Source organism: Methylobacterium sp. A49B, from assembly GCF_053346215.1.
Genome location: NZ_JBKFBO010000080.1, coordinates 48,250 through 59,841 on the forward strand (window position 1 = coordinate 48,250; position 11,592 = coordinate 59,841).

Genomic DNA, 11,592 nt, shown 5'->3' on the forward strand with positions numbered 1-11,592 from the left:
CCCATGAGTGATGCTCCCTGGCAGCTGCCGATCACGGAGCTGGCGCAGCGGATCGCGGCGCGGGACTTGTCGAGCGCCGATCTCGTCGGTGCCTGCCTGGACCGGATCGGGCGCCTCGACGGCGATCTGGGGAGCTTCGTGCACCTGTCGCCCGCAGCCCTCGACGCCGCGCGCGCGGCCGATGCCGAGATCGCCCGGGGCGGCCCGCGCGGCCCGCTGCACGGCGTCCCGATCGCCATCAAGGACAATTACACGACGGCCGACCTGCCGACCCGGGCGGGCACCGCGGTGGAGGCCCTGACCTTCCCGCGGGCGGACAGCCACGCGGTGGCGACGCTGCGGGCGGCCGGCGCGGTGATCCTCGGCAAGGTGCGCATGCACGAATTCGCCTGGGGCATGGTCACGCCGCCGACGCGCAACCCCTGGGACCTCGACCGGGTGCCCGGCGGCTCCAGCGGCGGCTCCGGCGCCGCGGTCGCGGCGCGCCTCTGTCCGGCCGCCCTCGGCTCGGATACCGGCGGCTCGATCCGGATTCCCGCCGCCCTGTGCGGCGTCGTCGGCCTCAAGCCGACCTACGGGCGGATCGGCCGGTCGGGGATCGTGCCGCATTCCTGGTCCCTCGACCATGCCGGGCCGCTGACCCGAACGGTGGCCGACGCCGCCCTGATGCTGCAGGTGCTCGCCGGCCCCGACCCGGACGACCCGGCCGCTTCGCGCGCGGCCCCGGTCCCCGACTACGCGGCCGGGCTGGACCGGCCGATCCGGGGCCTGCGGGTCGCGGTGATCCGCAATCACTTCTTCGACGCGGTCGACGGGGCGGTGTCCGCCGCCATCGAGGAGGCGATCCGGTTCTTCGCCCGTCAGGGCTGCACCGTCCGGGACGTGACGGCGCCCGCCCTCCGCCACGGGCTCGGGGCCATCTACGCCATCGAGCTCGCCTCCTCGACGGCCTACCACGACCGCAGCATCGCGCTGGGCCACGTGGCGGGCTTCGCCGGGGATGTCCGCGACCTCGTGGAGATGGGCCGGCTGGTGACCGGGCCGGATTACCTGCGGGCCGAGCAGGTGCGGGCGCTGATCATGGCCGAGATGGCGGCGATCCTGGCGGAAGCCGACGTGATCGTCGGCCCGACCGCCCCGCTCACCGCGTGGCGGACGGACGAGACCAGCGTGGCGATCGGCGGCCGGCCGGAGAGCGTCCTGGCGGCTTCCTGGCGCCTCACCTACCCGTTCAATCTCACCGGCCTGCCGGCGATCGCGCTGCCCTGCGGGTTCGACCGGCGCGGGCTGCCGATCAGCCTGCAGATCGCCGCGCGGCCCTTCGGCGAACCCCTGATGCTGCGCGTCGCCCACCAGTATGAGCGGGCGCACGACTGGTGGTCCCGGGTTCCGCCCCTGGTCGGCTGAAGCGATCGGCGCGTCGGGGGGCGCCGAACGGGGCGATTCCATTCAATTGTCCGCAATCAATACCCGGGTTCGTGCGGAACGCATGCGCATTATACGGGCAGGGATTCGTGGAACGCTTTTCCAATCTTGCCGTTGCTGCCTTCAGTTAAATTCAGGAGGCTATCAATGCGTACTGTTCTTCTCTCGGGTGCCCTGTTCGCGGCCCTCTGCGGCGCGACCGTGCCGGCGAGCGCCGAGGACACCACGGTGATCCGCCGCGACGGCCCCGCCGTCGTCGACCACCGCGATACCGTCGTCGAGAAGCGCGAGGTCACCACCGGCAGCGTCGATTGCGGCTCGAAGACCGTCCACAAGGAGGACGGCATGGGCAACTCCAAGACCGTCCACAAGGAAGGCTGCAACTGAGGCACCGCCTCGCCGCTTCCTCTGACGTTCCAGGAGTTATCCTCATGACGAACAAGATCCTTCTCGCGCTGGCCACCGCCGGCGTGCTCGCCCTCCCGATCTCGGCCCAGGCGCAGGGAACCCTGCGCGGCGCGGCCGAAGGAGCCGAGGCCGGTTCGGCCGCAGCCGGTCCGGTCGGCGGCATCGTCGGCGGCGCGGTCGGCGCGGCGACCGGTACGGTGGGCGGAATCCTGGGCGTCGACGACCGCCCGCGCTTCCGCAGCTACGTCCGCGACCGCGGCGTGCGCTCGTACAGCTGGGGCGGTCCGGTCCGGGTCGGCACCGTCCTGCCGGAGGACAGCGTGACCTATTACGACGTGCCCACCGAGTACCGGGTGCGGCCGGGTTACCGCTACACGATCGTCAACGACCAGCCGGTTCTGGTCGATCGCGGTCACCGCATCGTCGAGGTCATCGACTGAGGGGGTGGGGCGCCGGCTCGTCCCGGCGCCCCGTCCCGTCCTTGGCAGCGCAGCGAAGCGATCCAGTGTCGCGCGTCATCGCCAGCATGGCGCTGCCCTGGATTGCTTCGCTGCGCTCGCAAGGACGGGTGACTCTCTTCGACGTGCGCACCCTGAACGCGCGTCAGCTCCGCAGGAGTGCCGCCTCCGGCAGATGCAGCGTGATCCGGTACTCGGCGGCGTCGTGGCTGCGCGTCACGGTCGCTTCGAGCTGGCGCAGGGACATCTCCACCAGCATCGTCCCGAAACCCCGTCCGGGCCTCGGCTCCGGGACGCGGGCCATCCGCTCGCGCCATGCGAGGACGAGCCCGTCCGTCCGCTCCCAGGTCACCGACAGCGATCCGTCCTCCGCCCCGAGGGCCCCGTACTTCACCGAGTTCGTCGCCCATTCGTGCAGGATCATCGCCAGCGACGACACGTGCCGCCAGTTGATGGTGACGAGCGGCCCCTCGATCACCGTCGGGACGTGGTCGCGGTAGGGCCGGAGCGTCGCGCCGATCAGGCCCGCGAGGTCGCTCATGCCCTGGCCGTCGGTGGGATCGGCCAGGGAATGCGCCCGCCCCAGCGCCGAGATGCGGTCGCGCATGTCGGAGGCGAAGACCCCGATCTCCCGGTGCGTCCGGGCGCCGGCCGAGATCATGCCGCCGATGATCGCGAACAGGTTCTTCACCCGGTGGTTCATCTCCCGCAGCATCAGGTCGCGGGTCTCGGCGAGCGCGTATTCGGGCGAGACGTCGATGCAGACGCCGACGATCCGCTTGCGGTCGCCGCTCCGGGTCAGGCGCCCGTAGCTGCGGATGTGCCGGGGCGCGTGCTCCGCCGGGCGGACCCGGATGCGGGCCTCGAACTCGTCCAGCCCGTGCGCGGCCTCGGCGAGGGCCGCCTCCAGGCCGGAGCGGTCCTCGGGCGTGACGCAGGCGATCAGGGCCGCGGTGGGATGGGCGGTGTCGGGCGCGAGGCCGAACATCGCGCCGGCGGTGCTGTCGACCAGGATGGTCCCGGCGTCGGGGCTGTACTCCCAGACGCCGATCCCCCCGGCCTTGACGGCCAGTTCCAGGCGCTCCCGCTCGGCGGCGAGCTGACGCTCGAGCGACAGGGCCTCGGTGATGTCGGTGAGCACCAGGGTGGCGCCGTCCACGCTGCCGTTCTGCAGGCGATAGGGCAGGACCCGCAACGACAGCGTCCGGTCACCGTCCCGGGTGGTGATGCGCCGGACGATCGTCGAGCCGCCGGCGCAGACCTCCTGCGCGTCGTGCAGGTAGTCCTGGCCGGCGAGCCGGCTCGCCACGTCGGCCAGCGGCCGGCCGCGGTCCCCCGGCTGAAGCGGGAAGATCGTCAAGGCCGCCGCCGTGTAGCTGCGCACCCGCAGCTCGCGGTCCAGCACGATGACGGCGAGGTCGGTCGATTCGAAGAAGTTGCGCAGGTCGGCGTTGGCAACTGTTAGTTGCTCGACCTTGGTCTTCAGCTCGTCGTTGACCGTGGAGAGCTCCTCGTTCGTCGACTGGAGCTCCTCGTTCATCGACATCATTTCTTCGTTCGAGCTCTTCAGCTCCTCGTTCGTCGTCTCCAGTTCCTCTACGGCCGAGCGCAGCTTGTAGCGCGTGCGCAGCAGCTCCTCCTCCAGGGCCTCCACGTGGTCGCCGCCGGCGTCCATCTCCATGAGGTCGAGGTCGTCCGACGGCTGGAACGTGCCGGTCTCGCGCAGGATCAGCAGCATCGCCCCGTCGGGGAGGGGGTCGCAGACCAGCTCGATCGCCTGGGTGCCGTAATCCGAGCGGATCTCCACGTCCCGGACGACGACCCGCTTGCGCGCGTCCCGGGTCTGGCGGAGCAGGGGCCCGATCACGTCGCGCAGGCCCGGCCGCGCCAGCGTGATGGCGCTGGTGCCACCGGTCCGCGTGACCGGGAAGTCGAAGTAGCGGCTCAGGCGCCCGTAGGCAGCGATGATGCCGCCGTCCTCGTTCAGCACCATGCTGGGCGGGGCGTAGCGCTCGACCACGCGCCGCACCGCCACGGTCTCGTCGGCGATCGACGGCTCGCCCCGGCGCTCCCCGCGGCCGCCCTGCCTCGGCTCGCTCCGCCGGGCGCTGCCGGGCAGGTCGATCGGGTAGTGCGGCGCGCCCGGCGGCCGCTCGAACAGGCGGGCGTGCTGGTCGATGGCGGGAAAGAGCTGCTCGAAGCGGCTGACGCTCTCCGAGGGGCCGAGGAACAGGTAGCCGCCGGGCCGCACCGCGTAGTGGAACAGCGGCACCACCGATTGCTGGAGCCGATCGTCGAAATAGATCAGCAGGTTGCGGCAGGAGAGCAGGTCCACCCGGGAGAAGGGCGGGTCCTTGACCAGGCTGTGGCTGGAGAAGCGGATCAGGTCGCGGATCTCGGCCGCGATGGTGAATCGCTCGGCGTGGGGCACGATGTAGCGCTCGCGCAGATGCGCCGGGATGTCGGCGAGCGCTGCGGCCGGGTAGTTCGCCTCCCGGGCGATCTGGAGCATGCGCTCGTCGATGTCGGTGGCGAAGATCTGGACCGCCGGCGGCAGGTCGAGGCGGCGGGCCGCGTCGGCGAATAGCATGGCGATGCTGTAGGCCTCCTCGCCGCTGGAGCAGCCGGGGATCCAGACCCGGACGTCCTCGTCCGGGTTGCGGGTGCGCAGCAGGGGCTCGATCGCCCGCTCGCGGAGGATCTCGAACAGCTCGGCGTCGCGGAAGAAGCGGGTGACGTTGATGAGCAGGTCGCGGAACAGCGCCTCGCACTCGGCCTTGTCGGCGCGGACGCGGGCGAGATAGGCGCGGGCGGATTCGAGGCCCAGCACGTGCATGCGCCGCTCGACCCGCCGCACCAGCGTGGTCCGCTTGTAGCCGGCGAAATCGTGACCGACGGCCGTGCGCAGCACCCGGCAGAGGTCGTCCAGATGATCGGCGACCGGACCGGATTCCTCGCCGCCGCCGGTATCGGTGCCGCGGCGGCGGAAGAAGGCCGCGAGGCAATCCACGATCTCGCCGGGCGGCTGCACGTAGTCGACGAGGCCCGTCCCCACGGCCGAGAGCGGCATGCCGTCGTAGCGCGCCGTGTCCGGCTGCTGCGCCACGCAGACACCGCCGTGCTCCTTCACGGCGCGCAGGCCCGTCGTGCCGTCCGCCCCCGTGCCCGACAGGATCACGCAGGCGGCGTTCGCCTGCTGGTCGACGGCGAGCGACAGGAAGAAGTCGTCGATCGGCCGCCGCAACCCTCGCGGCTGCACGAATTGGGTGAGTTCGAGGACGCCGTTCTGGATGGCGAGGCCGCGCCCGGGCGGGATGATGTAGACCGTGTCGCCCGCGATGCGCTCGCCGCCCTCGCACTGGAGCACGTGCAGCTCGGTCTGCCGGTCGAGGAGCTGGGCCAGCATGCTCTCGTGGTTCGGGTCGAGGTGCTGGACGATGACGAAGGCCATGCCCGTCGGCGGCCGGGCGCGCGCCAGCATCTCGCGCAGGGCTTCGAGCCCCCCCGCCGAGGCGCCGATCCCCACCACCGGCCCGGCGAAGGGAGCCGGCACCACCTGCCCGCTGCCGCCCAGAACCTCGGAGGCGGCGCCTCCGGGCTCGTTATGGAAATCCTGGTGCATCGAGATCCGCGAGCGTGAGCTTGGCCTGCGCGACGGTGGCGACCGTGTTGGCGATGGTCATCAGGGACCCCTCGATGACCATACCACTCTCAGCAAGCGTCGGACTCAGCCGGGACAAGGTCCGGCTGAGTTCGGTATCGTACGCGGAAAGCAACTCGGGTTGCGAGCGGCTGACGTCGAATTGGGATGCGAAAAGAAAGCGCACCTCGCCCGACAGCGTCTTCAGCTTGGACATGTACAGCAGATTGACGAACGGCCGCCCGTCCTTGCGGAAATTCACGATCGGCGTGCGCACCGAAGCCAGCCGGTCGCCCTCGAGGAAGGCGTGGATCTTGGCGCGCGCCTCGCGGTTCTCGGCATCGCGCTGCAGGAGGCGGCAGTTGCGGCCGACGACATCCGCGTCCTCGTACCCGGTCAGGGTGCGAAAGGGCGCGTTGACCAGCAGCAGGGGGTTGTCGTCGCCGACGGAGGCCAGCGCCAGCGCGATGTGGGAGGTCTCGAAATAGGCCTTAAGTTCGGTCGGGATGGTATGCGTGTCCACGGCAGGTTCTCTGTCGCCTCCGTTTCGGTCCGACGCGGTGTGTCCGAACGCTCGATCTAGGGCGGCCCGTCCTGATGGCACGCGCCGCCCGGCTCGTCCTCTGCGCGCTGCCGGCCCTGGAGGATGCGGGGCACTGCGGCACTCCTTCTCTGCGGGGGAAAGCCTGGACTACCAGACCTGTCAACCGGGCGATGCTTCCCAACCCGTCCGCTTGAGTCCAGGCCCCCTCACCCCTCGCCCGCGATGATGCCCCGAATGCGGGTCGCAAGCGCCTCCAGGGCGAAGGGCTTCGTCATCACCTGCATGCCGGGGCCGAGGTGGCCGTGGTTGAGCGCGGCATTCTCGGCGTATCCAGTGATGAACAGGACCTTGAGGTCCGGGCGCCGTTCGCGCCCGGCATCGGCCATCTGGCGGCCGTTCATGCCGCCGGGCAGGCCGACATCGGTGATCAGCATGTCGATGCGCACGTCCGACTGCAGCACCTTGAGGCCCGAGGCGCCGTCCGCCGCCTCGATCGCCGCGTAGCCGAGGTCTTCCAGAACCTCGGTCACCAGCATCCGCACGGTCGGCTCGTCGTCCACCACCAGGACCGTCTCGCCCTGCTCGGCCCGCGGCGCGTGGGCGAGGTCCGGCAGAGCCGCCTCGCCCTCCGCCTCGCCGAGGTGACGCGGCAGGTACAGGCAGACCATCGTGCCGTGGCCGTATTCCGAGTAGATCCGGACCTGCCCGCCCGACTGCTTGGCGAAGCCGTAGATCATCGACAGGCCGAGCCCCGTGCCCTCGCCGATGGGCTTGGTGGTGAAGAAAGGGTCGAAGGCCTTCGCGACCACGTCGGGGGTCATGCCGGTACCGTTGTCCGAGACGCAGAGCGACACGTACTGGCCCGGCTCCAGGTCGCGCTCCTGCGCGGCGCGATGGTCGAGCCAGCGGTTGGCCGTCTCGATGACGATGCGCCCGCCCGCCGGCATGGCGTCCCGGGCGTTGATGCACAGGTTGAGCAGCGCGTTCTCCAGCTGGCTCGGGTCGACCAGGGTGGGCCACAGGCCGCCGGCCCCCACCGTCTCGATCGCCACCGCGGGACCGACCGTGCGGCGCACGAGTTCCATCATGCCCTCGACCAGCCGGTTCGCGTCGGTCGGCTTCGGATCGAGGGTCTGGCGGCGCGAGAAGGCGAGCAGGCGGTGGGTGAGGGCGGCGGCGCGCTTGGCCGCGCCCTGCGCCGCGGTGATGTAGCGGTCGAGGTCCCCGACCCGGCCCTGCAGCATCCGGGTCTGCATCAGCTCGAGCGAGCCGACGACCCCGGCCAGCATGTTGTTGAAGTCGTGGGCGAGACCGCCGGTGAGCTGGCCGACCGCCTCCATCTTCTGCGATTGCCGCAGGGCCTCCTCGGCCCGCATCAACTCGGCGGTCCGTTCCGCGACGCGCTGCTCCAGGGTCTCGTTGAGCGCGCGCAGCATGGCGGTGACCCGGTCCCGCTCGGCCTCGACGGCGCGGCGCTCCTCCACGTCGATGAGGACGCCGGGGAAGCTCAGGGGTGTCCCGTCCGGCCCGTGGTCGACCCGGCCGTTCGCCTCCAGCCAGTAATAGTGCCCGTCGGCGCGGCGGACCCGGTACTGGTGCGCGTAGGTCCCGCCCCGCGCGATCGCCGCCTGCATCGCCGCGGCGAGCCCCGCCTGGTCGTCCGGGTGGACGGTCTCCACCACCTGCGCCAGGGTCAGGCCGTCGCGCCCGAGGGCGGAGTCGAGGCCGAAACTCTTGGCGAACGCCTCGTCCACGGTGAAGCGGTCGCTGGGCAGGTCCCAGAGCCACGTGCCGATGATCGCTCCGGCCGCCAGGGCGAGCTGCACGCGTTCGACGTTGGTCCGGGCGATGGCCTCGCTGGCGCGCAGCGCGTCCTCGGCCTTCCGACGGGCGGTGATGTCCCGGAAGAGCACCGAGACCTGGCGCCGGCCTGCCGGCTCGATCCGGGCCGCCGAGACCTCGATGGTGCGGTCCACCAGCGCGAAGTAGCGCTCGAACCGGATCGCGGTGCCGGTGCGGAGCACGCCGCCGTAGAGCGTGAGCCAAGCTTCCGCATCCTCCGCCGGGACGAGGTCGCGCAGCGTCCGCCCCACGATGTCGGGGATCCCGGTGTGGCGCTCGTAGCCGGGGTTGGCCTCGACGTGGACGTAGTCGCTCAGCGGGCCGTGCGGACCGTCGAAGAACGCGATGATGCAGAAGCCGTCGTCGATGGCCTCGAACAGAGTCCGGTAGCGCTCCTCGCCGGCCCGGACGGCCTCTTGGGCCTGCCGCTGCTCGGTGATGTCGCGCGCCACGCCGGAGAACCGGACGGGTCGCCCGTCGGCGTCGCGCTCAAGGTCGCCCCGACGCGCGATCCAGCGGATCTCCCCGGTATCCGGCCGCCGGATGCGGTACTCGACATCCCGGAGGATCGCGCCGTCCTCGAAACTTCCAGCGGTCGCGACGCGGGGCCGGTCCTCCGGGACGATCAGCGCTTCGAGCGCCGCGGCCGGGTAGGTCTCGCGCTCCGGCAGGCCGAAGAGGCGGCAGAAATGGGGGGTCGGCTCCACGATTCCGTCATCGACGGCCACGGAGAACAGGCCGATCCCGCCGGCCTCCTGTGCCCGGACCAAGCGGCCCTCGGCCGCCCGCAGGGCCAGCCCGGTGGCGTGCAGGTCCGTGCGGTCGCGCAGGACCTTCACGTAGCCGAGATAGGCGCCAGCCCCGTCGCGCAGCGGCATCATCTCGCCCGACGCCCAGAGGCGGCTGCCATCGGCGCGCATGTGCCAGCCGTCATCCTCGGCCCGGCCGTGGTCCAGGGCCGCGCGCATCTCGGCTTCGGGGCGGCCCGCCGCCCGGTCCTCGGCGGTGAACAGGCGCGCGATGGACTTGCCGCGCATCGCGCCTGCACTCCAGCCGAGGATGCGCTCCGCGCCCGTGTTCCAGTCGGTGACGTGGCCCTCTCGGTCCGTCGCGATGACGGCGAACTGGGTGGTGCTGTCGAGGATCGCCCGCTGCCGCTGAGCCCGGTCGCGGAGTTCGGCGGCCTCCGCTTCCAGCGCACGGACGCGTTGCAGGAGGTCGTCGGTTCCGGCGGCGTTCACGGTCAGACCCCGCGCCGGGCAGCCGGATCCGGCGCCCCCGCCGCGCGCGCGACCGGGCCGGTGCGCGGGCAGGAGGCACGGGCGGTCTCGTTCGGGCTGGCGGCGGAAACGGTCACGTGGGGCGGGACTGCCGTTCTCAAAGGGTTGGTGACGGCCTTCTGCCGGAAACGGGCCTCCGGCGCCACACGGGGCCGGCACTCAACGCAGATCCTCGGGCGTCCGTCGCCCGCGCGGTGTCCGCGGGCAGGGCGGTCACAACTCTCGGTTCTCGTTGTGATGCGATCCCTTGCGCCGAACCGGTATCCGGTTCGGCAGGAAGCGCTCTAACGCCCCTCGGCGAGCCGGCATGCCGCGCCGTTGGCCCGGGGCCAGCCATAATAGATCGCCTCCGCCCGCACGCTGGCGCGGGCGGGAACGCGCGGCACCGACGTCGTCTGCGTGTCGAGGACCGAGCCGCCGGCACCGGTGAACGTGCAGAGGAGCGTCACCTGCACCACCGCATCGGGACCTGGATTGCGCAGGTCGACCTGCGCGCGCTGGGGCTCGTGCGAATCCGGCGGCGTGTGGAGCTTGGTGTCCTGGACGACGAGGCTCCCACCCTGCGCGGCCGCCGCGACGGGCGTGCCCACGACCAGAAGGGCGATCATCCATCGAAGAGACCAGATCCGTTCCACGACCGATTCCATGACCCGTCCGACGCTCCATCGCTCTGATCGCCTCGAAGCCGGACCTTCAGACCGGCTGCGAACTGTTCTCCAACTCCCAAGGCCGGGTTGCGGATCGTTGCGGATCGCCGGAGGATCGTTTTGGCGCGGTCCAGCCGCCCTGCGGCGCTTCGCCGGGGCTGGATCCTGCCGAAACGAGAACATATAGTGAACGAAGAGTGGGACGCGCCCATATCGACGCGGAGGAGCGAGGGATGGCACGCTACCGGTTTCACTGTACCAACGGTCTCGAATGCGTGTTTGATGCGCGGGGTCGCGAGGTTCGCGCATCATCGCGCTTGGTCGAGCGGGCACGGCAGGTCGCGGCCGATGTGCGGCAGTCTCTGGCGAGCCGGAGCGACTGGGCCGAGTGGCGCGTCAGCGTGCACGACCTGACCGGGCGCCGCGTGCTGGTCCAACCCTTCGAGCCGTCGCTCGACCGGGTGAAGGTGGCGGCCTGAATGACGACGCCGACGAAGACGGTCCGGCAGCCGCAGACGGCCCCGCTGAGGACGGGCGCGGGCCGGGATGACGTTGATCAGACGGTCCGTCCGCTGAGCCTGTCCGAGTTCATCGGTCAGCGGGCGGCGCGGGCGAACATGCAGATCTTCATCGAGGCGGCGCGCAAGACCGGGCAGGCGCTCGACCACGTGCTGTTTGTCGGCCCGCCGGGCCTGGGCAAGACCACGCTGGCCCAGATCGTGGCGCGCGAACTGGGCGTGAACTTCCGCTCCACCTCCGGTCCGGTGATCGCCAAGGCCGGGGACCTGGCCGCGCAGCTGACCAACCTGGAGGAGCGCGACGTCCTGTTCATCGACGAGATCCACCGGCTCAACCCGGCGGTGGAGGAGATCCTCTATCCGGCCATGGAGGACTACCAGCTCGACCTGATCATCGGCGAGGGCCCGGCGGCGCGCTCGGTCAAGATCGAGCTGCCCAAGTTCACGCTGGTGGGCGCCACGACGCGGGCGGGTCTCTTGACCACGCCGCTGCGCGACCGGTTCGGCATCCCGATCCGGCTGGAGTTCTATGAGATCGACGAGCTGGAGCAGATCGTGGCGCGGGGCGCGCGGGTTCTGGGCTTGGGGATGTCGGCGGAGGGGGCCAACGAGATCGCGCGGCGGGCGCGGGGCACGCCGCGGATCGCGGGGCGCCTGCTGCGGCGGGTGCGGGACTTCGCGGTCGTGGCGGAGGCCGAGACGGTGACGCGGGCGATCGCCGACCGGGCGCTGCAACTGCTCGACGTGGACGGGGCGGGGCTCGACGTGATGGACCGCAAGTACCTGGGTCTGATCGCGCGCTCGTTCGGGGGCGGGCCTGTGGGGATCGA

General features: G+C 71.2%; 9 protein-coding genes. 5 read left to right on the forward strand and 4 right to left on the reverse strand.

Annotated features, from left to right (window positions below):
* The first annotated feature begins 3 nt into the window (after positions 1-3).
* The 3 genes from ACLBX9_RS10050 (at position 4) to ACLBX9_RS10060 (ending at position 2,273) form a co-directional block, all read left to right on the forward strand.
* Positions 4-1,407, forward strand: a complete 1,404-nt coding sequence (locus ACLBX9_RS10050; RefSeq protein WP_447718833.1) for an amidase — start codon at positions 4-6, stop codon at positions 1,405-1,407.
* Positions 1,408-1,572: 165 nt separating this feature from the next.
* A complete protein-coding gene (locus ACLBX9_RS10055) occupies positions 1,573-1,812 on the forward strand; it encodes a hypothetical protein (protein ID WP_010687356.1) in 240 nt (79 codons plus the stop codon).
* Positions 1,813-1,856: 44 nt separating this feature from the next.
* Positions 1,857-2,273, forward strand: coding sequence for a DUF1236 domain-containing protein (locus ACLBX9_RS10060; RefSeq protein ID WP_010687355.1), 417 nt, complete (start codon positions 1,857-1,859; stop codon positions 2,271-2,273).
* A gap of 163 nt (positions 2,274-2,436) precedes the next feature.
* Here the strand turns inward: ACLBX9_RS10060 and ACLBX9_RS10065 are convergent, their stop codons facing one another.
* The 4 genes from ACLBX9_RS10065 to ACLBX9_RS10080 form a co-directional block, all read right to left on the reverse strand.
* Complete coding sequence (locus ACLBX9_RS10065) at positions 2,437-5,913, reverse strand: chemotaxis protein CheB (protein ID WP_447718834.1); 3,477 nt, start codon at positions 5,911-5,913, stop codon at positions 2,437-2,439.
* The gene (locus ACLBX9_RS10070) at positions 5,894-6,454 is read right to left on the reverse strand and encodes a PAS domain-containing protein (protein WP_010687353.1); all 561 of its coding nucleotides are present in this window, start codon (positions 6,452-6,454) and stop codon (positions 5,894-5,896) included. Before ACLBX9_RS10070 ends, ACLBX9_RS10065 begins: the two co-directional genes overlap by 20 nt.
* A 227-nt stretch (positions 6,455-6,681) precedes the next feature.
* Positions 6,682-9,558: a PAS domain S-box protein gene (locus tag ACLBX9_RS10075; protein WP_447718835.1), complete on the reverse strand. Its 2,877-nt coding sequence runs from the start codon at positions 9,556-9,558 to the stop codon at positions 6,682-6,684.
* A gap of 323 nt (positions 9,559-9,881) precedes the next feature.
* Positions 9,882-10,244: a hypothetical protein gene (locus tag ACLBX9_RS10080; protein ID WP_447718836.1), complete on the reverse strand. Its 363-nt coding sequence runs from the start codon at positions 10,242-10,244 to the stop codon at positions 9,882-9,884.
* A 233-nt stretch (positions 10,245-10,477) separates the two neighbouring features.
* On the opposite strand from ACLBX9_RS10080, the gene ACLBX9_RS10085 reads away from it, so the two are divergent.
* Both ACLBX9_RS10085 and ruvB read left to right on the forward strand, forming a co-directional pair.
* Positions 10,478-10,723 (forward strand): DUF6894 family protein, encoded by a 246-nt coding sequence (locus tag ACLBX9_RS10085; protein WP_010687350.1) that lies wholly within the window; start codon positions 10,478-10,480, stop codon positions 10,721-10,723.
* Positions 10,724-11,592: Holliday junction branch migration DNA helicase RuvB (gene ruvB / locus ACLBX9_RS10090; protein WP_447718837.1), on the forward strand; the 869-nt coding region annotated here is incomplete at its 3' end.

Bases quoted from the DNA above. Each gene is read 5' to 3' on its own strand.
- ACLBX9_RS10050 (WP_447718833.1), top strand. From the start codon at position 4: ATGAGTGATGCTCCCTGGCAGCTGCCGATCACGGAGCTGGCGCAGCGG.
- ACLBX9_RS10055 (WP_010687356.1), top strand. From the start codon at position 1,573: ATGCGTACTGTTCTTCTCTCGGGTGCCCTGTTCGCGGCCCTCTGCGGC.
- ACLBX9_RS10060 (WP_010687355.1), top strand. From the start codon at position 1,857: ATGACGAACAAGATCCTTCTCGCGCTGGCCACCGCCGGCGTGCTCGCC.
- ACLBX9_RS10065 (WP_447718834.1), bottom strand. From the start codon at position 5,913: ATGCACCAGGATTTCCATAACGAGCCCGGAGGCGCCGCCTCCGAGGTT.
- ACLBX9_RS10080 (WP_447718836.1), bottom strand. From the start codon at position 10,244: ATGGAATCGGTCGTGGAACGGATCTGGTCTCTTCGATGGATGATCGCC.
- ACLBX9_RS10085 (WP_010687350.1), top strand. From the start codon at position 10,478: ATGGCACGCTACCGGTTTCACTGTACCAACGGTCTCGAATGCGTGTTT.